The organism is Pseudomonas protegens, assembly GCF_003363755.1.
Lineage (GTDB): Bacteria > Pseudomonadota > Gammaproteobacteria > Pseudomonadales > Pseudomonadaceae > Aquipseudomonas > Aquipseudomonas danubii.
In genome coordinates, this window is the sequence record NZ_CP031396.1 from 5,520,262 (window position 1) to 5,539,321 (window position 19,060).

The 19,060-nt window shown below is 60.8% G+C and carries 19 protein-coding genes and 1 pseudogene; 16 read left to right on the forward strand and 4 right to left on the reverse strand.

Annotated elements, in window-relative coordinates:
* Window positions 1-63: 63 nt before the first annotated feature.
* The 11 genes and pseudogenes from DWF74_RS25050 to DWF74_RS25100 all read left to right on the forward strand — a co-directional run.
* Window positions 64-420 (forward strand): annotated as a pseudogene (locus tag DWF74_RS25050) (dTMP kinase); the annotation flags it as partial.
* Entirely contained in the window at window positions 413-1,399 is a 987-nt protein-coding gene (locus tag DWF74_RS25055; RefSeq protein WP_115581912.1) for a DNA polymerase III subunit delta', read from the forward strand. The pseudogene DWF74_RS25050 and the gene DWF74_RS25055, both read left to right, overlap by 8 nt.
* 84 nt (window positions 1,400-1,483) lie before the next feature.
* Window positions 1,484-2,275, forward strand: a complete 792-nt coding sequence (locus tag DWF74_RS25060; protein WP_102863905.1) for a TatD family hydrolase — start codon at window positions 1,484-1,486, stop codon at window positions 2,273-2,275.
* An 802-nt stretch (window positions 2,276-3,077) separates the two neighbouring features.
* Window positions 3,078-3,716 carry a TetR/AcrR family transcriptional regulator gene (locus tag DWF74_RS25065; RefSeq protein WP_011060125.1) on the forward strand — a complete coding sequence of 213 codons (639 nt, stop codon included), beginning with the start codon at window positions 3,078-3,080 and terminating at the stop codon, window positions 3,714-3,716.
* Window positions 3,717-3,854: 138 nt separating this feature from the next.
* The gene (locus DWF74_RS25070) at window positions 3,855-4,823 is read left to right on the forward strand and encodes a GTP 3',8-cyclase MoaA (protein WP_115581913.1); all 969 of its coding nucleotides are present in this window, start codon (window positions 3,855-3,857) and stop codon (window positions 4,821-4,823) included.
* A gap of 100 nt (window positions 4,824-4,923) precedes the next feature.
* A complete protein-coding gene (locus DWF74_RS25075; protein WP_102863903.1) occupies window positions 4,924-5,526 on the forward strand; it encodes a DUF4823 domain-containing protein in 603 nt (200 codons plus the stop codon).
* 18 nt (window positions 5,527-5,544) lie between these two features.
* Window positions 5,545-6,108, forward strand: coding sequence for a DUF1285 domain-containing protein (locus DWF74_RS25080; RefSeq protein ID WP_102863902.1), 564 nt, complete (start codon window positions 5,545-5,547; stop codon window positions 6,106-6,108).
* A 70-nt stretch (window positions 6,109-6,178) separates the two neighbouring features.
* The gene (locus DWF74_RS25085) at window positions 6,179-6,892 is read left to right on the forward strand and encodes a GntR family transcriptional regulator (RefSeq protein ID WP_102864106.1); all 714 of its coding nucleotides are present in this window, start codon (window positions 6,179-6,181) and stop codon (window positions 6,890-6,892) included.
* On the forward strand, window positions 6,889-7,887 hold the full coding sequence (locus tag DWF74_RS25090) for an ADP-ribosylglycohydrolase family protein (protein WP_115581914.1): 999 nt from the start codon (window positions 6,889-6,891) through the stop codon (window positions 7,885-7,887). The genes DWF74_RS25085 and DWF74_RS25090 overlap by 4 nt, the downstream gene beginning before the upstream one ends.
* A 123-nt stretch (window positions 7,888-8,010) precedes the next feature.
* On the forward strand, window positions 8,011-9,477 hold the full coding sequence (locus DWF74_RS25095) for a purine-cytosine permease family protein (protein ID WP_102863900.1): 1,467 nt from the start codon (window positions 8,011-8,013) through the stop codon (window positions 9,475-9,477).
* Window positions 9,470-10,387 (forward strand): PfkB family carbohydrate kinase, encoded by a 918-nt coding sequence (locus tag DWF74_RS25100; protein WP_102863899.1) that lies wholly within the window; start codon window positions 9,470-9,472, stop codon window positions 10,385-10,387. The genes DWF74_RS25095 and DWF74_RS25100 overlap by 8 nt, the downstream gene beginning before the upstream one ends.
* Window positions 10,388-10,440: 53 nt before the next feature.
* Here DWF74_RS25100 and DWF74_RS25105 read toward each other — a convergent pair whose 3' ends face one another.
* On the reverse strand, window positions 10,441-10,767 hold the full coding sequence (locus tag DWF74_RS25105) for a hypothetical protein (protein ID WP_102863898.1): 327 nt from the start codon (window positions 10,765-10,767) through the stop codon (window positions 10,441-10,443).
* 83 nt (window positions 10,768-10,850) lie between these two features.
* Window positions 10,851-12,068, reverse strand: coding sequence for an MFS transporter (locus DWF74_RS25110; protein ID WP_240321962.1), 1,218 nt, complete (start codon window positions 12,066-12,068; stop codon window positions 10,851-10,853).
* Window positions 12,069-12,272: 204 nt separating this feature from the next.
* Here DWF74_RS25110 and DWF74_RS25115 point away from each other — a divergent pair, with 204 nt between their 5' ends.
* Window positions 12,273-12,752, forward strand: coding sequence for a GNAT family N-acetyltransferase (locus DWF74_RS25115; protein WP_102863896.1), 480 nt, complete (start codon window positions 12,273-12,275; stop codon window positions 12,750-12,752).
* A gap of 114 nt (window positions 12,753-12,866) precedes the next feature.
* On the opposite strand, the gene DWF74_RS25120 is transcribed toward DWF74_RS25115, so the two are convergent.
* Window positions 12,867-13,919, reverse strand: coding sequence for an NAD(P)-dependent alcohol dehydrogenase (locus DWF74_RS25120; protein WP_115581915.1), 1,053 nt, complete (start codon window positions 13,917-13,919; stop codon window positions 12,867-12,869).
* 180 nt (window positions 13,920-14,099) lie between these two features.
* Between DWF74_RS25120 and DWF74_RS25125 the strand changes: the two genes are divergently transcribed.
* A complete protein-coding gene (locus DWF74_RS25125; protein ID WP_115581916.1) occupies window positions 14,100-14,996 on the forward strand; it encodes an AraC family transcriptional regulator in 897 nt (298 codons plus the stop codon).
* Window positions 14,997-15,159: 163 nt separating this feature from the next.
* Here DWF74_RS25125 and DWF74_RS25130 read toward each other — a convergent pair whose 3' ends face one another.
* Window positions 15,160-16,824: an electron transfer flavoprotein-ubiquinone oxidoreductase gene (locus tag DWF74_RS25130; RefSeq protein ID WP_102863893.1), complete on the reverse strand. Its 1,665-nt coding sequence runs from the start codon at window positions 16,822-16,824 to the stop codon at window positions 15,160-15,162.
* Between the two features lie 99 nt (window positions 16,825-16,923).
* Here DWF74_RS25130 and DWF74_RS25135 point away from each other — a divergent pair, with 99 nt between their 5' ends.
* The 3 genes from DWF74_RS25135 (at window position 16,924) to DWF74_RS25145 (ending at window position 19,054) form a co-directional block, all read left to right on the forward strand.
* The gene (locus tag DWF74_RS25135; RefSeq protein ID WP_102863892.1) at window positions 16,924-17,115 is read left to right on the forward strand and encodes a hypothetical protein; all 192 of its coding nucleotides are present in this window, start codon (window positions 16,924-16,926) and stop codon (window positions 17,113-17,115) included.
* A 257-nt stretch (window positions 17,116-17,372) separates the two neighbouring features.
* Entirely contained in the window at window positions 17,373-18,122 is a 750-nt protein-coding gene (locus DWF74_RS25140) for an electron transfer flavoprotein subunit beta/FixA family protein (protein ID WP_115581917.1), read from the forward strand.
* 2 nt (window positions 18,123-18,124) lie between these two features.
* Window positions 18,125-19,054, forward strand: coding sequence for an electron transfer flavoprotein subunit alpha/FixB family protein (locus DWF74_RS25145; RefSeq protein ID WP_025128724.1), 930 nt, complete (start codon window positions 18,125-18,127; stop codon window positions 19,052-19,054).
* Window positions 19,055-19,060 lie beyond the last annotated feature (6 nt).

Sequence of the window (19,060 nt, forward strand, 5' to 3'; positions counted from 1 at the left end):
TCGGGGATTTGAGCACGTTTACCTTTTTGTTAAAAGGGTTATAATTTTCTGATGTTGACGTTTTTGAAAAACCGAAAACAAGACTCGACCTACGCCTATCAGGGGGCCGGTCGTGGCCTGAGCCTTGCGCGCATCGCTGCCCTTGAGGATTTCGTCCAGGGCCAGCTGAGCCCGGACCTGACCCTGGTGTTTGACCTGCCAGTGGACGTTGGCCTGGCCCGGGCCAGTGCCCGTGGCCGGCTGGATCGCTTCGAGCAGGAAGGCCAGGCGTTTTTCCAGAAGGTGCGTGAGGCTTACCTGAAGCGTGCTGAAGCTGCTCCGCAGCGTTATTTCCTGGTGGATGCGGCGCAGCCACTGGCGCAGGTCCAGCAGTCCCTGGATGCCTTGCTGCCACAATTGCTGGAGCGCGCCCGTGGCTGAGGTCTTTCCCTGGCAGGACGGCCTCTGGCAACAGTTGGCGGGGCGCGCGCAGCATGCTCACGCCTACCTGCTCCACGGCCCGGCAGGAATTGGCAAGCGGGCCCTGGCTGAACGCCTGATGGCGCGCCTGTTGTGCCAGCGCCCCGACGGGCTGGATGCCTGCGGTCAGTGCAAGTCTTGTCTGTTGTTGCAGGCGGGTAGTCATCCAGACAATTACGTGCTGGAACCCGAAGAGACGGACAAGGCGATCAAGGTCGACCAGGTTCGCGAGCTGGTGAGTTTCGTGGTCCAGACTGCGCAGCTGGGCGGACGCAAGGTGGTGCTGATCGAGCCTGTGGAGTCGATGAACATCAACGCCTCCAACGCCCTGTTGAAAAGCCTTGAGGAGCCTTCAGGCGACACCGTGCTGTTGCTGGTGAGCCATCAGCCCAGCCGGCTGTTGCCCACCATCAAGAGCCGTTGTGTGCAGCAGGCGTGCCCATTGCCCAGCGCGGCAATGAGTCAGCAGTGGCTGTCCCAGGCCTTGCCTGAATGCACCGAGGAGGAGCGGTTGGAGCTGCTGACCCTCGCGGCGGGATCGCCGCTGGCTGCCGTCGGCTTGCAGGCCCAAGGGGTGCGTGAGCAGCGGGCGTTGGTGGTAGAGGGGGTGAAGAAGTTGCTCAAGCAGCAACAGTCGCCAACCCAGTTGGCCGAGGCCTGGAATGCCATCCCCTTGTTGCTGCTGTTCGATTGGTTCTGTGACTGGTCGAACCTGATCCTGCGCTACCAACTGACCCAGGACGAAGACGGACTGGGGTTGCAGGACATGCGCAAGGTGCTGCAGTACCTGGCGCAAAAGTCCGGCCAGGACAAGGTGCTGGTGATCCAGGACTGGATCCTGGCCCAGCGGCAAAAGGTTCTGAGCAAGGCCAACCTCAATCGCGTGTTGCTGCTGGAAGCGCTGTTGGTGCAATGGTCGGCGTTGCCTACCCAGCGCTGACAGGCAGCGCCTAGAATCAAGCCTGTATCCGGCCGGACTGTGCAGTCCGGCCCTTTCATTTATCGGATGTAGTTGCAGTCTCTTATGCTCGTAGATTCCCATTGCCACCTTGATCGTCTCGACCTTGCCGCCCACGACGGCTCACTGGATGCCGCGCTCGATGCCGCCCGTCAGCGCGGTGTCGGGCATTTTCTGTGCATTGGCGTCAGTGCCGACAACGCGGCGGACGTCAAAGCGCTGGCCGAGCGTTATGACGACGTCGATTGTTCGGTGGGGGTGCATCCGCTGGATGTGCAGCCGGGGGCGGCTCCGGCGCTGGACTGGTTGCTGGATGAATTGAACCATCCGCGAGTGGTGGCTATCGGCGAAACCGGCCTGGACTATCACTACGAGCCGGAAGCGGCCGAGTTGCAGCAGGAGTCCTTCCGTTTGCACCTGCAGGCCGCGCAGCAGACTGGCAAGCCGGTGGTCGTGCATACCCGCGGTGCCCGGGCCGATACGCTGGAGCTGTTGCGTGAAGCTGCATTGCCCAATGCCGGCGTGTTGCATTGCTTCACCGAGGACTGGGACATGGCCAAGGCGGCTCTGGACCTGGGGTTCTATATTTCTCTGTCGGGCATTGTCACCTTCCGCAATGCCGACGCTTTGCGCGATGTGGCGCGGCAGGTGCCTGCCGATCGCTTGCTGGTGGAAACCGATTCACCTTATCTGGCGCCTATCCCCTATCGCGGCAAGCCCAACCTGCCGCAGTACGTACGTGAAGTGGCGGAGTTCCTGGCAATGTTGCGGGGCGAAGCCTATGACGCCTTTGCCGAACAGACCACAGCCAACTTCAAACGTCTGTTTCCCCTGGCGCGAGTCAAGGGCGAGGCCTGAGTCGCCGGTATGTGGAAGAGCAAATTTCAGGCAAAAAAAACCCGGGTTCTGGGGGGTGAATCCGGGTTAAGACCATTAGGAGTAAAACTAAGGCACGCGGTCCTTCGGTACCTTGATCGGCGTTTCACTTGGGGGAGATGTCCCGCCGACAGTTCAAGTATTGATCACTATTGCATTCAGTCCAGTTGCTCCTGTTCGTTTTTTAAACAAATTTGGAATACGAGCGCTTCGGTTGAGTTCTCATTTGCGGTGTTTTGGGGCTTATTTCGTTGAAAATCCAAAAAAATCAGTCTGTTTGCGCAAAATTTGCACGAATTTGACGGTTTTCACCCTTCGGTAAACACACAAGCTGTTGCAGTTTTGTTTCCCGAGAAGCCTGATCCCCATCAATGGTATCGATACATTCAGACCTTTCACCTGTCCTGGATGGAGCTTTCGAGGCTTATCGGTAACATTTCCTGATGATGATAAAGGCAACACTTCTGCGAAGCAGTGAAGCAATTACGACTCATTGCGGTATTTTCGTCGAGTGTGGGGCTGAGGTCGGTATCGAGACCCGATTACAGAAAAATCGAGACTTTACGGTCTGATACGAGGCTTTACAGCTGTCGATGTTTTCTATTTGAACCGCTTGCCGGCCCCGTATTCACTGGATTTTCCGGACGCTTGCGACTCATCCGTGTCTTTTCGCCTCGAGGGCTTTTACGTCAGAAACAGTGGCAACGACGGATGATCCGTGCATTTTGGCGCAAGTTAGGCATAATACGCGGCTTCGATTTTGACCCCGAACAGACCTTTTCTTATGCAAAAAGAACCTCGTAAGGTCCGTGAGTTTCGTCGCCGTGAGCAAGAAATTCTCGATACCGCGCTCAAGCTGTTCCTCGAACAAGGTGAAGACAGTGTCACCGTCGAGATGATTGCGGATGCCGTGGGTATCGGCAAAGGGACCATCTACAAGCATTTCAAGTCCAAGGCGGAGATCTACCTGCGCCTGATGCTCGACTATGAGCGGGATCTGAACGAGTTGCTGCACTCTGCCGATGTCGACAAGGACAAGGAGGCTCTGTCTCGGGCCTACTTCGAGTTCCGTATGCGCGATCCGCAGCGCTACCGGTTGTTCGACCGCCTGGAAGAGAAGGTGGTCAAGGGCAATCAGGTGCCGGAGATGGTCGAGGAACTGCACAAGATCCGTGCTTCCAACTTCGAGCGCCTGACCCTGCTGATCAAGGGGCGAATCAGCGAAGGCAAGCTGGAAGACGTGCCGCCTTACTTCCACTACTGCGCTTCCTGGGCGCTGGTGCACGGTGCCGTGGCGCTCTATCACTCGCCATTCTGGAGCAATGTGCTCGAGGATCAGGAAGGTTTCTTCCAGTTCCTGATGGACATCGGCGTGCGCATGGGCAACAAGCGCAAGCGCGACCCCGACACTTCCAACAGCTGAGGCATTCGCCCGTTGTATTGCGCCATCGGGTAACTGTATGGCGCGGTGTCCGAGGAATATACTCAGGCATGGGACTTGCTAAAACCTGATTTTTTAGTCAGGTTTTGCCGGTTCTCCCTTCTTACGCCGGAGTCATCCATGATCGTTGATCGTCAAGGCAGGCGCTTTCGCAACTTGCGGATCAGCCTGACGTCTGCCTGCAACTACGCCTGTACCTACTGCGTGCCCAACGGCAAGCGGCTGGTGGCTGCCCAGGATGAGTTGTCGGCCCAGGCGATGGCCCGGGGCGTGGCGTATCTGATCGAAGCAGCCGGCATCGAGCGTTTGCGCATCACCGGCGGTGAGCCCCTGGTCAGCCCCAAGCTGGAAGCTTTCATCACGGCGGTGGGGCGGATGGATCTGGAAGACATCAGTCTGACCACCAACGGTCAGTTGCTGGCGCGCAAGCTGCCATTGTTGCTGGAAGCAGGGATCCGTCGAATCAACGTTTCTCTCGACACTCTGGATGCCAAGGCCTTTCGCAGCATCGCCCGCGGCGGGGATCTGGCCACTGTGCTCGATGGCATGCAGCAAGCCCGTGCGGCGGGGTTGAAGATCAAGGTCAACATGGTGCCGTTGCGCGGACAGAACCTGGACCAGGTCATGCCGTTGCTCGATTACTGTCTGCAGCAGGGCTATGAATTGCGTTTCATCGAGTTGATGCGCATGGGCCACCTGGCCAGTGACGGCAATGCTTTCCTGCAGCAGTTTGTCAGCCTGCAGCAGTTGCTGGACCTGATCGGCCAGCGCTACGACTACCTGCAGGCCGACGCGCCACTGGATGCCACGGCCGTACGCTACGAGATTCCCGGGCTTGGCCATTTCGGAGTGATTGCCAATGAGAGTGTGCCGTTCTGCCGGACTTGCTCGCGCCTGCGACTGTCTTCCACTGGCTGGTTGCACGGCTGCCTGTCTTCGAGCAATCGTCACTATGTTGGCGATCTGCTGGACAAGCCGCGCCATCAAGCTTTGCCGGCCCTGCAGCGCCTGTTGGTCAAGGCCTTGGGAGACAAGCAGGATGTGGCCTTCTCCGGCGGAGCCACGGTGATGAAGATCATCGGTGGCTGATGCTGATTTTCCGTGAGTTTCCTTCAATCGCGTAGCTGGCGCGGAAGCTGCATCCCGTGGCCATTCGCCGGTTTTCCGTCACCGGATTTTGGAGGGTAGGATGCGTAGCCTGGTTTTGCTGCTGGCCTTTTTGGCACTTGGCGGCTGCATGAATGTCAGTGATATGGGCGAAGGGGTGCGTTATCACCTGAGTGACGCCGGGGTGCTCGACCACAGTGATACCCGCCGTACCAGCTCATTCCGCATTCAGCCGGATTCGTTCATTTTCATCGCCCAGGGGCCTTTCGCTCCTCCAGGCAGCGCGTACCCGCGGCCCAACGTGGTGGCGGAGGAAGCCTTCAACGGCTTTATCGAATATTTCCCCATGGTGCGTCGCGCCCGAGCAGCCGAAGGCCTCAACGAAGCCATGGCCGAAGCCCGGGAGCTAGGAGCGCACTATCTGCTTTACGCCCGTTTTGCCAAGGCGGATGACCGCATCGGCAACTCCGATGAGTGGCTGGATCAGGAAGCCGTGGACCGCCTGGGGGTCGATACCAGTACCATCCAGATCATGCTGATCGAAACCAGTACCCAGTATCTGATCGATTCGGCACGTATTCGCAGTCGTGGCGGTTTACTGACGTTCCACGACAACAAGCCCCAGGATCTGCTCGGCCCACCCTTGCAGCAATACGCGCGCGGTTTGCTGGGCTTGAGTGACTGATTGATTGAGGAGAGCGGTATGAGTGGTCCAGGCAAGGCCAACGACCTGTTGGCGCAGATTCCCAAGGCTGAGAAGGGCCTGCCGCCGGTCCACTTGTGGAACCCCGATTTCTGCGGCGATATCGACATGCGCATCGCTCGTGACGGTACCTGGTATTACCTGGGCACACCCATCGGCCGCAAGCCCATGGTCAAGCTGTTCTCCACGATCATCCGCCGTGATGGCGACCAGTACTTTCTCATCACTCCGGTTGAGAAAGTGGGGATCAAGGTTGATGACGCACCTTTCGTTGCCGTGACCCTGGAGGTCGAAGGGCAGGGCGAAAACCAGGTGTTGCGCTTCACTACCCAGGTCGATGAACAGGTGGTTGCCGGCGCTGAACATCCCCTGCGCGTGGTGATCGATCCTCAGACCCAGGAGCCTGCGCCCTATATCCTGGTTCGACACAATCTTGAGGCGCTGATCCATCGCAACGTCTTCTACCAACTGGTGGAACTGGCTCAGACGCGCACCCTTGAAGGCCAGAACTGGCTGGGAGTGTGGAGCGGCGGAACGTTTTTCCCCATAGGTCTTGAGCCTTAGACGGACGTTTCAAGCCGGTGTAAAAAGATATTTCTTGCTCTTGATCCGATCTTTCATGTATCAACCGGACATGATCAAACATGTCCGATTCGATAAGAAAACAAGAGTGGTCGACGAGCTGATCCGGCGCATTGAAAGCGGTCTCATGGAAGACGGCTTCCAGCTTCCGGGGGAGCATCAGTTGGCCGAAGAGTTCGGTGTCAGTCGCGGCACCTTGCGTGAGGCCCTGGCTGAGCTCAAGCGTCGCAACTACATCGCCACACAGAGCGGCGTCGGCTCCATTGTCACCTTCGATGGCGTGGCCCTGGACCAACATCACGGTTGGGCCCAGGCGCTGGCCGACAGTGGAGCGCTGGTCAATACCGAGGTGTTGCGCCTGGAGGCGATCTGCCGTCCCGAGCTCAAGCACCGCCTGGGCACTGACCAATTCATTGCCCTGGACCGCCGTCGCCGCAGCACCGAGGGGCGGGTGCTGTCTCTTGAACGCTCCCTGATCCCTGCATCCGGCGAGCTTGAAGGCCTGCCGCGGGTTGGCCTGATCGATGATTCCCTGACCATTACCCTGGCCGCCTACGGCTATATCGGCGAGCGTGGCGATCAGTGGATCGGCGCCGAACCCTTGAATGCCGAAGACGCCGAGCTGCTGGGCCGTGCTCCCGGAGAAGTGTTCCTCAAGGCCCTGCGCACTACCTATGACCGCCAGGGACGCTTCATGGAACAGGTGGAGAGCCTGTTGGACCCGCAGCATTTTCGCCTGCACCTGCAATTTGGAGAGTCAGGGTGAGCCAGATCCGGCGGGCGCTTGGCGCTTTTTATGGATTGGCCTTGGGCGACGCCTTGGGCATGCCGACCCAGTCCCTGAGTCGTGAACAGATCCAGCAACGCTTCGGCGCTATCGGTACCCTGGAAGATGCCGGCCCGGACCAGCCGATCGCGGCGAACATGCCTGCCGGCTCCATTACCGACGACACTGAACAGGCGATCCTGGTGGGCCGCCTGCTGGTCCAGGGCCAAGGCCGTATCGCTCCGACCGCGCTGGCCAGCAGCCTGATTGAATGGGAGGCCGCGATGCAGGCCAAAGGCTCCCAGGACCTGCTCGGACCTTCCACCAAGCACGCGATTGAACTGATCCTCGCCGGTCACTCGGTGGAAGAGGCTGGCCGCTATGGCACCACCAATGGCGCCGCGATGCGTATCACGCCAGTGGGCATCGCCAGCGATGTTGCCCACCCCGATCGTTTCATCCAGGCGGTGGTCCAGGCCTGCCAGGTCACCCACAACACCAGCCTGGGCATTGCCAGTGCGGCAGCGGTGGCGGCAGTCGTGTCCGCCGGTGTCAATGGCGCTTGCCTGGCGGACGCTTTGCCCCTTGGGAGGCAGGTTGCCTGGCAGGCACAGGCGCAAGGTTACTGGGTCGCCGGTGCCAGTATTGCTGCGCGCCTGGAGTGGGCTGCCACTCTGAGCGTGGATGGCGACAAGCAGGGGTTTGCCCGGATGCTCTATGAACTGGTGGGGACCTCGGTGGCATCCCAAGAGTCGGTGGTAACGAGCTTTGCCCTGGCCTGGCAAGTGGCGCTTGGTCATCTGGAAGCCTTCGAGGCCTTGTGCATGGCTGCCAGCCTGGGGGGCGATACCGACACAATCGCCGCGATTCTCGGGGCCATGCTCGGCGCCTGCCTTGGGCTGGAGGCGTGGCCCAGGGATTTGATCGACCGGGTGCAGCAAGTCAATGAACTGGATTTGCAGCCGCTGGTACAAGAGCTGCTGGCTCTGCGCTGAGCCAGCTTGCTCTGAGAACACCCATGGCTATGGAAAGCTAAAAAACACGGCCAGGAATGCCGGGATGTTCAGCGACTTCCGAAATTGCCAATAACCACAACGATGGCAACAGGAGCCTTATTCATGAGTTCATCGACCGCCGGGTCAGGTGTCGGACAACTGGAAACCCGTGGCATCGAGCCGGTCCCGGAGGCGGAGTGCAACGGTCATCCTTTGCAGCTGTTCTGGGTCTGGTTTGCGGCCAATATCAGCATCCTCGGGTTGCCCCTGGGGGCGACCCTGGTGGCGTTTCGCGGCCTGTCGATCTGGCAGGTGGTGCTGGTGGCGGTCCTGGGCTCGGTGGGATCGTTCGCCGTGGTCGGGCTGATATCCGTGGCCGGCCGTCGTGGCCGGGCGCCGAGCCTGACCCTGTCTCGGGCCATTTTCGGTGTGCGCGGCAATATCGGCCCGACCCTGGTGTCCATGCTGTCGCGAGTCGGTTGGGAAACGGTCAATACCACCACCGCAGCCTTTGTTCTCCTGTCCTTGAGTTCGATCCTGTTCCACACCCCGGCCTCGGCCAAGGACGCGCCACTGTTGACCCTGCTGTTCATCGCTATCTTTGTGCTCATGACGCTGAGTGTGTCCGGTCTGGGCCACGCCACGTTGCTGGTGATCCAGAAGTGGGCCACCTACGGATTCGGCGCGCTGAACGTCCTGGTGGGCGGCTTTCTCTGTGCCACCATCGACTGGACCGCAGTGTTCAATGCCTCCCCTGCGCCCATGAGCGCGATGATCATCGGCGTCGGCACCATGGCCGCAGGCACCGGGATCGGCTGGGCCAGCTCTGGGGCGGACATGTCCCGTTATCAGCAACGTTCGGTCACTGCCGGGCGCCTGGTGGCCTCGGCGGCCTTCGGTGCTGGTATTCCGCTGGTGCTGCTGATCACTCTGGGAGGCTTGCTGTCGGTCGGTAACGATCATCTGGCCTCAGCGGTGGACCCGATCATTGCGATCCGCGACATGCTGCCAACCTGGATGGCCGTGCCTTACCTGATCGCTGCCTTCGGCGGTCTGCTGTTGTCCAACAACCTGTCGGTGTATTCCGCCGGTCTCACCGCGCTGACCCTGGGCCTCAAGGTCAAGCGGGTCTACGCAGTACTGGTGGACATCGTGGCGATCTTCATGGGGTCGATCTACTTCATGTTGATCGCTGACAGTTTCTACGGCCCCTTCATCAGCTTCATTTCCCTGCTGGCGGTGCCGATCACGGCCTGGGTGGGAATCTTCGTGGTGGACTTGATCCATCGCCACTACTACAGCGCCGATGATTTATTGAATGTGGGCCCGAGCAGCGCCTACTGGTATCAGGGCGGCATCGAATGGCGGGCCTTTGGTGCCTGGGTGCTGGCCATCGTCCTGGGCTTCTGTTTCACCAGCATTGGCACCACGGTCGAGGACGTCTGGTTCACGGGACCATTGGCCGATTCCTGGCTCGGGCATAACGGCCTGGGCTGGATCATCACCTTCCTGGTGGCCGGCGGCGTCTATGGCGTGCTGGGCGGCGCCCGTGACCGGCGTCGGGCTTTTGTCGAGAATGCCAATGCCTAGATTGCTCCACAGTGGCCAGGTGATCGTCGATCTGGTGATGGCCGTTGATCGACTGCCGGAGTCTGGCGGTGATGTGCTGGCGCAGTCAGCCAGTTTCGAGGCGGGTGGCGGTTTCAATGTCATGGCGGCGGCCGCGCGCAATGGCCTGCCGGTGGTCTATCTCGGTCGTCACGGCCAGGGGCGCTTTGGTGATCTGGCACGGCAGGCGATGCAGGCCGAAGGCATCCAGATGAGCCTGGAGCCCAGTCTCGGGGCCGACACGGGTCTATGCGTGGCCTTGACCGAAGCCTCTGCCGAACGCACTTTCATTTCCCATATAGGTGCCGAGGGCGAACTGACGGTCGAAGACTTGGCGCAGGTCCAGGTGAGAGCGGGGGATTACCTTTACGTCAGTGGCTACAGCCTGCTTCAGGCGAGCAAGGCCAAGGCCCTGGTCGACTGGGTGCTGGCGTTGCCAGTCTCGGTGCCCCTGATGTTCGACCCGGGGCCGCTGGTGGGCTCGCTGGATTCTCCCTTGATGGCGGCTTTGTTGCCACGTATCGACATCTGGAGCAGTAACCGGGTCGAGGCCCTGCGCTTGAGTGCCAGCTCGGAAATGGTCGAAGCCGTGCAGCGGCTGGGCTCAATGTTGTCGTCCAAGGCCATGCTGGTACTGCGTGACGGTCCCCGGGGTTGCTGGATCAATCAAGAGGGGCGTGCTGTGCTGGTGCCGGGATTCAAGGTCGAGGCAGTGGACAGCAATGGTGCCGGCGATGCCCATGCCGGTGTCTTTGTCGCCGCGCTTGCTGCGGGTCATGAGCCGCAGGCAGCGGCCCGTCGGGCCAATGCGGCGGCGGCCATCGCGGTGACCCGCCGTGGCCCGGCCACCGCACCGTGCAGCGCGGAAGTGGACGCAATGTTGCGGGCCTGATGGACCGTCACCAGCCTTGCGCAGCGCCAGCTGGATTGAGCCGGCGCCGGGTGTTACTGACTGCTGCCCTCTGAGCCTGAGCCGCCGGTGGTGGTTTTCGATCCGCTACCGGTCTTGCCATTGTCCGGAGTCGTGGCATCCAGGGTGCCGGCGCCGCCCTGGCGGCCGTTGTCGTTGCCCTGGATTCGCGGGTCGGTGCCGGTGGCCGGCGGCAGCGAGCCTTCGTCCATGGCCGGCGGGTTGATGTTGATCTTCGGTGTGCTCTGGGGGGCAGGGGATTGCGGGCCTTCTACCGGATTGGTGGGGCCTGTGGTGCCCGCCAGGGCGGCGCTGGACAACAGTCCGGCCAGGGCCAGGGCTGAGAGTTGGACCTTGATCATGGTGTCGCCTCCATTGTTAGAGTCGTTACCTGATATTGGTCTGCCCTGGCGTGGGGTTGGTGCCGGATGATCGACGAACGGCGCTACGGGTTGTGGGCGATACGCAGTTGGAGCGCTCGGCGCCAGCCCAGGCGGCCGAGGCTGATCAGCCAGTTCAGCAGAGCAATAGCCAGTACGGTGAACAGCAGCGCCTGCATGCCGGCCTCGACGATGATCCGCCCGGCCAGCCAGGGAAAGCCGAATACCCCGACAAAATAGGACAGGCTGAACAACAGCAGTGCTTGCGAGGTGCTGCCGGCAGGTGCTTCGTTGGCGGCCAGGCCGTTGATCACTGAATACGTCAGGCCATAGCCAATCCCCAGTATCACTGCGGCCAACAGGTAGCTGGCGCTGCTGTCGACGACAAACAGAAACAGCAGGATCGACACCACCATCAGCCCCGATAGCAGGCAGGATGCGCGATAGGGGTCACGCTTGACCACGATGCCGGCGATCAGCATCCGGCTGGCGATGGCGGCGCTCATGAACCCGAGGAAGAACAGCGAGTAGTCCACGCCTCGGGATACACCGTAGCTGGTCTGGAAACTCGACAGCCCGCCGAACACACAGCCACCCAGGCCCACCATCAGGATTGGCCACAGGGCCCTGGAAGACAGTACGCGTGCCGCACCGCTCCTGGTGATCCGGGCCGCTGAAGTCCCCAGATGATTGGGCTGGCGACTCAGGCGGGCGCCCAGTCGCCAAAAGATCAGCACCCCCACCAGACTGGCTGCCGCAGCAATGAAAAAAGCACTGGTCACGGGATAGCCCAGCGCGCTGGCCAGGCGACCCAGCAGCGGCCCGGAACCGATGCCGGTCATCATGCTGCCCGACAGCAGGGCGAAGTAACGGGCTCGTTGCGCGGGCTCCACCAGCATCGCCACGATGATTGGCCCCAGGGTGTAGAACACTCCCCAGCCCAGGCCCAGGGTCAGGCCGAAGAGCAGCAGGGCGTGGCCGAACCCGGGGGTCAGGGCAAAGCCCAGGCTGGCCAGGGCCAGCAGGCAGCCGAACAGCGCCACCGAACGTGCGGCGCCAAGCCAGTCCGATAGGTGCCCGGAACCGATCACCGCGACGAAGGTGCTGAGCATCGCTGCCGAAATCACGCTGCCGGCGTCGTGCTCATTGCCGCCGCGGCTGCTGATCAGCAAGGACAGGAGAAAGGTCGATCCGTAAGACAGTGACAACAGATAGCTGCCCAGACAGAACAACCCGAACAATGGCCCTGGCCCCCTGGATTTCTGCATAGCCCGCACGGACATGAAAACTCCTCTCTTATGCTTGTAGTCGTGGAGGGCTTTCTAGCATGGCCTTCTGCGCTGTTTGTTCTGATCCTGCAGGCCTCAGGGTTAGCCGACAGCGGAGTAAGCCGCGAGCCGGGGAATCAGCTTTGCGCGTAAATGGCCGTGCATGTATTTCGGCTGTCGTTCTAATATGGCCACCTGATTCTGCCTAGAGAACCGTCGATGACCGTCGTAATCCGTCCTGCACTGCCCAGCGATGCCCCACAGATTCTTGCTTTCATCACTGAGCTCGCCGACTACGAGCGGGCTCGTCACGAAGTGATTGCCGGCGTCGCCGATATTGAGCGCAGCTTGTTCAGTGAGGGGGCTACGGCCCACGGCCTGATCTGCCTGCGTGACGGCGTGCCGATTGGCTTTGCGGTGTTTTTCTTCAGTTATTCCACCTGGCTGGGCAGCAACTGTCTGTACCTGGAGGATCTCTACATCACCCCGGAACAACGCGGTGGCGGGGCGGGCAAGCAACTGTTGCGGCATCTGGCGCAGATCGCCTGTGACAACGATTGCGGACGCTTCGAATGGAGTGTGCTGGAGTGGAATGAACCGGCGATCCAGTTCTACAAGTCCCTGGGCGCCCAGCCTCAGGAGGAGTGGGTCAAGTACCGCATGGACGGCGAAGTGCTGCGGGCGTTCGCCCGGGGCTGACGACAGCCCCCATGGGCTGGCGCCAGCTGGCCCGTGCCGGAGCCGGCTTGTCGGAGAAGGCGTATTGCGTGGAGCGCCTCCTCGTGACAAGCCGGGCCGTCATGGCATCGAGATTCAGAGCTTCAAGGTCGCCATGTCGATCACGAAGCGATACTTCACATCCCCTTTGATCATGCGCTCATAGGCCTGGTTGATCTGACGAATATCCAGCATCTCGATGTCGCAGGTGATGCCGTGCTCGGCGCAGAAATCCAGCACCTCCTGGGTCTCGGCAATGCCGCCGATCAGCGATCCGGCCAGTACGCGACGGCTCATCACCAGCTTGCCGGCGTGCAGTGCCGGGTCCACCGGCTCGATCAGGCCCACCAGGATGTGCACGCCGTCAAAGCGCAGGGTGTCGAGGTAGGGATTGAGGTCGTGGGGCACCGGGATGGTGTCCAGGAGGAAGTCGAAATGCCCGGCTACCGACTGCATCTGCGCCGCATCGGTGGATACGATCACACGTTCCGCGCCTTGGCGGCGGGCTTCTTCGGCCTTGCTCGCCGAGCGGGTGAACAGGGTCACTTCGGCCCCCAGGGCCTTGGCGAACTTGATGCCCATGTGGCCCAGGCCGCCCATGCCGAGAATCCCCACTTTGTCGCCGGCCTTGACGCCATAGTGCTTGAGGGGCGAGTAGGTGGTGATGCCGGCACAGAGAATCGGTGCTGCGCTGGCCAGGTCGAGTTTCTCCGGGATGCGCACGACAAAGTGCTCGCTGACCACGATGCTGTCGGAGTAGCCGCCCATGGTGTTGCTGCCATCGACCCGATCCGGGGTGGCGTAGGTCATGGTCGGACCTTCCAGGCAGTACTGTTCCAGGTTCGCAGCACAGGCTTCGCAATGGCGGCAGGAGTCCACCATGCAGCCGACGCCCACCAGGTCGCCGACCTTGTGCTTGCTGACGTTGGCGCCGACGGCGGTGACCTTGCCGACGATCTCGTGGCCCGGCATCAGCGGGTACACGGCGATGCCCCATTCGTTGCGGGCCTGGTGGATGTCGGAGTGGCAGACGCCGCAGTAGAGGATCTCGATGGCGACGTCGTCCGCGCGTGGGCTGCGGCGCTGGAAGCTCATGGGGGCGAGGGGAGTGGTGGCCGATTGGGCGGCATAACCGATGGCGGTGTACATGAAGAACCTCGCAAAAGCGCTGACAAGTGAGGCGGTGCATTCTCGGCGTCGAGCCTGAGGGCGGCCATGGCGATTCCTCGGCATGTCATGCCTATTCCTCCGGTATTGGCGGTTTTTGCGCGGCATTGGCCAGCAGACCTGCGATGATGTTTTCATCCCTTTTTTCGTGAAGTTTTCTGCATGCTGCTGACCCGTCACCTTGACGCCAATGCCACCCTGGTTTCGCTGATCCAGCCCCTTGCCAGCCGAGATGGTTTCGTTGCCACCGCCTTGCCTGGGGTGCAGGTGCTGCGGGCCAGCTGTGATGTGGCGCGAGGTCCACAGATCTATGAACCGAGCCTGATGATCATTGTCCAGGGCAGCAAACTGGCCTACCTGGGCACGCGGACCCTGGAATACGGCGCCGGGCACTACCTGATTCAGGCCTTGTCGGTGCCCTTCGAGTGCGAAACCTTCGCCTTGCCCGATGCACCGCTGCTGGGGATTTCCATTGCCATCGACCGGGCAGTCCTGAGCGAGCTGGTGCTGGCCATGGGGATCGCCGAAGGCCGGGCGGCTTCGGCGCAAACCCTGGAATCGATGACCTCGGCGGTGCTTGACGACGTCATGCGTGGTTGCGTGGAGCGCCTGCTGCATTGCCTGCTCGATCCTCTGGAGTGCAAGGTCATGGGGGCGTCCAGGGTGCGCGAGCTGCTCTTTGCTGCCCTGCGCGGGCCTCAGGCCGATGCGTTGCGGGCACTGGTGGAGCAGCAGGGGCAGTTCGCGCGGGTCGCGGCTTCGCTCAATCATCTGCACGAGCATTACACCGAGCCGTTGAGCGTCGAGACCCTGGCCCGTTGCGCCAACATGAGCACTTCGACCTTCCACGAGCATTTCAAGCGCAGCACCCTGCTGTCGCCAGTGCAGTACCTCAAGCGCCTGCGGTTGCTCAAGGCCCAGCAGTTGCTGGTGGGAGAAGGGCTGGGTGTGGCCCAGGTAGCGCATCGGGTGGGTTACCAGAGCACCTCGCAGTTCAGTCGCGAGTACAAACGCTACTTTGAGCGTAATCCCGGGGATGAGCGGGCCGTAGCTCTGTAGATGCTGTTCGTAGGCGCTGGCTTGCCAGCGACGACGCCTTTGGGTCGGTGCAAGGCTTGAGGGGCTCTTCGCCGACAAGTCGGCTCCTGCCGGAGGCTGTGCCGGCAAATCCCGGGCATGAAAAAGGCCCCCATAAAGGGGGCCTCTTGTGTACCGCGGCGACTTACATGTTCGGGTAAGTCGGGCCGCCGGCACCTTCCGGAGTGACCCAGGTGATGTTCTGGGCCGGGTCCTTGATATCGCAGGTCTTGCAGTGCACGCAGTTCTGGGCGTTGATCTGGAAGCGCTTCTCGCCGTCTTCCTGGGTGATCACTTCATACACGCCGGCTGGGCAGTAACGCTGAGCAGGCTCGTCGTACAGCGGCAGGTTGCGGCCCAGAGGGATGCTCGGGTCGGTCAGCTTGAGGTGGCAAGGCTGTTCTTCTTCATGGTTGGTACCGGAGATGAACACCGAGCTCAGTTTGTCGAAGCTGAGTTTGCCGTCGGGTTTGGGGTAGTCGATCTTCGCGCAGTCCTTGGCCAGCTTCAGGCAGGCGTAGTCCGGCTTGGTGTCGTGCAGGGTGAAGGGCAGCTTGCCACCGAAGATGTTCTGATCCATCCAGTTGAAGCCGGCGCCGATGATCGGACCGAACTTGTGCATGGCCGGACCGAAGTTGCGGCTGGCGAACAGCTCTTCATACAGCCAGCTGGATTTGAAGGAGTCGACGTAGCTCTTCAGCTCATCGGCACCTTCGGAGCCGGCGAACAGCGAGTCGGCCACGGCATCGGCGGCGAGCATGCCGGACTTCATGGCGGTGTGGCTGCCCTTGATCTTGGCCACGTTCATGGTGCCCAGGTCGCAGCCGATCAAAGCGCCGCCCTTGAAGACCATCTTCGGCAGCGAATTGATACCGCCCTTGGCCAGTGCACGGGCGCCGTAGCTGATGCGTTTGCCGCCTTCCAGGTACTGCTTGAGCACCGGGTGATGCTTGAGGCGCTGGAATTCGTCGAACGGCGACAGGTAGGTGTTGGCATAGGACAGGTCGACGATCAGGCCCACCACGACCTGGTTGTTTTCCAGGTGGTAGAGGAAGGAACCGCCGGTGTTCTCGTTGCTCATGATGTCCAGCGGCCAGCCGGCGGTGTGGACCACCAGGCCCGGTTGGTGCTTGGCCGGATCGATTTCCCAGATTTCCTTGAGGCCGATGCCGTAGTGCTGGGCGTCGGCGTCGCTGTCCAGGTTGAAGCGCTTGATCAGTTGCTTGCCGATATGGCCGCGGCAGCCTTCGGCGAACAGGGTGTACTTGCCGCGCAGTTCCATGCCTGGGGTGTAGAGGCCATCTTTCGGCTGTCCTTCACGGTCGACACCCAGGTCACCGGTGATGATCCCGCGGACCACGCCGTTTTCGTCGATCAGGGCTTCCTGAGCGGCGAAGCCCGGGTAGATTTCCACGCCCAGGTTCTCGGCCTGCTGGGCCAGCCAGCGGCACAGGTTGCCCAGGGAAATGATGTAGTTGCCTTCGTTGTGCATGGTCTTGGGCACAAAGAAGTCTGGAACCTTGGTGGAAGTGTCGCCGCTACGCAGGACATAAATGTCGTCGCGGGTCACCGGAGTGTTGAGCGGGGCGCCCAGTTCCTTCCAGTCCGGGAACAGTTCATTCAGGGCCCGAGGCTCGAACACGGCACCGGAAAGGATGTGAGCACCGACTTCGGAGCCTTTTTCAACCACGCAGACGCTGATTTCCTTACCGGCTTCAGCGGCCTTCTGCTTAAGGCGGCAAGCGGCGGACAAGCCTGCGGGGCCGGCACCGACGATGACCACGTCGAATTCCATGTATTCGCGTTCCACTAGGCTATCTCCTACTCAAGGCTCAACGGTTTTTTCTAATTGGAGGTTTGGCGTTGCATCCGCGCTTTCTCCCATTACAAATGGGGGGAGAAGGGGAGGATGGCCGACCTTTCTCTCTGGGCGGCGCATTATATCTACACCACTCTCAGCGTCCAATACAAACGTTTGTTTGAATTTGCCGCAGCCCAGATAAATCAAAGAAGCGCGGCTTATAAACGGCTATTTTGCCGTATTGACCGGAAAAGGCGTTCCGGTCAAGATACGGTCGGTTTTGCGCTCGCCGTAGGCTGACTGTTGGTTTCAAGAGCACCTCTAAAGACAGGGCAAAGGCAATAAAGGTGACGCACCGCGCAACTTGAAAGTGCGCAGTCTACACGCCGCGATAATGAATGACTCGTCGGTCACCACTGACGAACGGTCATCACCCCGTGAGCAAGGTCAACCTGATGTACGCCAGCGTTTTTGGAGGTGCCCTTGTGCCGATGAGCATCAACCGCCAGGTTCTCGCCTAGGCGACTTTCTTTTCACCGGAGAGTAACGAGGAATCCATGAAGGTTCTTGTAGCTGTCAAACGAGTGGTCGACTATAACGTCAAGGTTCGCGTCAAAGCGGACAACTCCGGCGTCGACCTCGCCAACGTCAAGATGTCGATGAACCCTTTCTGCGAAATCGCAGTGGAAGAAGCCGTACGCCTGAAAGAGAAAGGTGTAGCGACTGAAATCGTCGTCGTCTCCATCGGTCCTGCTACTGCTCAAGAGCAACTGCGTACCGCCCTGGCACTGGGTGCCGATCGCGCAATCCTCGTCGAGTCCGCTGAAGAGTTGAACTCCCTGGCTGTGGCCAAGCTGCTCAAGGCTGTGGTCGACAAGGAGCAGCCACATCTGGTTATCCTCGGCAAACAGGCCATCGATAGCGACAACAACCAGACCGGCCAGATGCTGGCGGCCCTGAGCGGTTACGCTCAAGGCACCTTCGCCTCCAAGGTCGAAGTGTCCGGCGACAAGGTCAACGTCACTCGCGAAATCGACGGCGGCCTGCAGACCGTTGCGCTGAACCTGCCAGCCATCGTCACCACCGACCTGCGTCTGAACGAGCCGCGCTATGCGTCTCTGCCAAACATCATGAAAGCCAAGAAGAAGCCGCTTGAAACGCTGACTCCTGATGCTTTGGGTGTTTCCACCGCCTCCACTAACAAGACCCTGAAAGTCGAAGCGCCGGCTGCACGCAGCGCAGGTATCAAGGTCAAGTCGGTGGCTGAACTGGTCGAGAAACTGAAAAACGAAGCGAAGGTAATCTGATCATGACTATCTTGGTAATCGCCGAACACGATAACAAGGCGCTGGCTCCGGCCACCCTGAACACCGTTGCCGCCGCCGCCAAAATCGGTGGTGACGTTCATGTACTGGTAGCCGGCCAGGGCGTTGGCGCTGTGGCCGAAGCCGCTGCAAAAATCGCTGGCGTGGCCAAAGTGCTGGTGGCGGACAATGCCGCCTACGCTCACCAACTGCCGGAAAACGTTGCGCCGCTGGTGGCCGAGCTGGGTGCTGGCTACAGCCACATCCTGGCTGCCGCTACCTCCAACGGTAAGAACATCCTGCCGCGGGTTGCCGCTCAGCTGGACGTTGACCAGATATCCGAGATCATCTCGGTAGAAAGCGCTGACACCTTCAAGCGTCCGATCTATGCCGGTAACGCCATCGCTACCGTGCAGTCCTCGGCTGCCGTGAAAGTCATCACCGTGCGGGCTACCGGCTTCGACGCCGTTGCTGCTGAAGGTGGTTCGGCTGCGGTTGAAGCCGTTGGCGCTGCTCACGATGCCGGCAAGTCGAGCTTCGTTGGCGAAGAACTGGCCAAGTCCGATCGTCCTGAACTCACCGCTGCCAAGATCGTCGTTTCCGGCGGCCGTGGCATGCAGAACGGTGACAACTTCAAGCACCTGTACGCCCTGGCCGACAAGCTTGGCGCAGCGGTCGGCGCCTCCCGCGCAGCCGTGGACGCAGGCTTCGTGCCCAACGACATGCAGGTCGGCCAGACCGGCAAGATCGTCGCGCCACAGCTGTACATCGCCGTCGGTATCTCCGGCGCGATCCAGCACCTGGCAGGCATGAAGGATTCCAAGGTGATCGTTGCGATCAACAAGGACGAAGAAGCTCCGATCTTCCAGGTGGCCGACTACGGTCTGGTGGCGGACTTGTTCGAAGCCGTACCTGAGTTGGAGAAGCTGGTCTAATCCGGC

Bases quoted from the DNA above. Each gene is read 5' to 3' on its own strand.
- DWF74_RS25060 (WP_102863905.1), top strand. From the start codon at position 1,484: ATGCTCGTAGATTCCCATTGCCACCTTGATCGTCTCGACCTTGCCGCC.
- DWF74_RS25065 (WP_011060125.1), top strand. From the start codon at position 3,078: ATGCAAAAAGAACCTCGTAAGGTCCGTGAGTTTCGTCGCCGTGAGCAA.
- DWF74_RS25070 (WP_115581913.1), top strand. From the start codon at position 3,855: ATGATCGTTGATCGTCAAGGCAGGCGCTTTCGCAACTTGCGGATCAGC.
- DWF74_RS25075 (WP_102863903.1), top strand. From the start codon at position 4,924: ATGCGTAGCCTGGTTTTGCTGCTGGCCTTTTTGGCACTTGGCGGCTGC.
- DWF74_RS25080 (WP_102863902.1), top strand. From the start codon at position 5,545: ATGAGTGGTCCAGGCAAGGCCAACGACCTGTTGGCGCAGATTCCCAAG.
- DWF74_RS25085 (WP_102864106.1), top strand. From the start codon at position 6,179: ATGATCAAACATGTCCGATTCGATAAGAAAACAAGAGTGGTCGACGAG.
- DWF74_RS25095 (WP_102863900.1), top strand. From the start codon at position 8,011: ATGAGTTCATCGACCGCCGGGTCAGGTGTCGGACAACTGGAAACCCGT.
- DWF74_RS25100 (WP_102863899.1), top strand. From the start codon at position 9,470: ATGCCTAGATTGCTCCACAGTGGCCAGGTGATCGTCGATCTGGTGATG.
- DWF74_RS25105 (WP_102863898.1), bottom strand. From the start codon at position 10,767: ATGATCAAGGTCCAACTCTCAGCCCTGGCCCTGGCCGGACTGTTGTCC.
- DWF74_RS25110 (WP_240321962.1), bottom strand. From the start codon at position 12,068: ATGTCCGTGCGGGCTATGCAGAAATCCAGGGGGCCAGGGCCATTGTTC.
- DWF74_RS25115 (WP_102863896.1), top strand. From the start codon at position 12,273: ATGACCGTCGTAATCCGTCCTGCACTGCCCAGCGATGCCCCACAGATT.
- DWF74_RS25120 (WP_115581915.1), bottom strand. From the start codon at position 13,919: ATGTACACCGCCATCGGTTATGCCGCCCAATCGGCCACCACTCCCCTC.
- DWF74_RS25125 (WP_115581916.1), top strand. From the start codon at position 14,100: ATGCTGCTGACCCGTCACCTTGACGCCAATGCCACCCTGGTTTCGCTG.
- DWF74_RS25135 (WP_102863892.1), top strand. From the start codon at position 16,924: ATGGCCGACCTTTCTCTCTGGGCGGCGCATTATATCTACACCACTCTC.
- DWF74_RS25140 (WP_115581917.1), top strand. From the start codon at position 17,373: ATGAAGGTTCTTGTAGCTGTCAAACGAGTGGTCGACTATAACGTCAAG.
- DWF74_RS25145 (WP_025128724.1), top strand. From the start codon at position 18,125: ATGACTATCTTGGTAATCGCCGAACACGATAACAAGGCGCTGGCTCCG.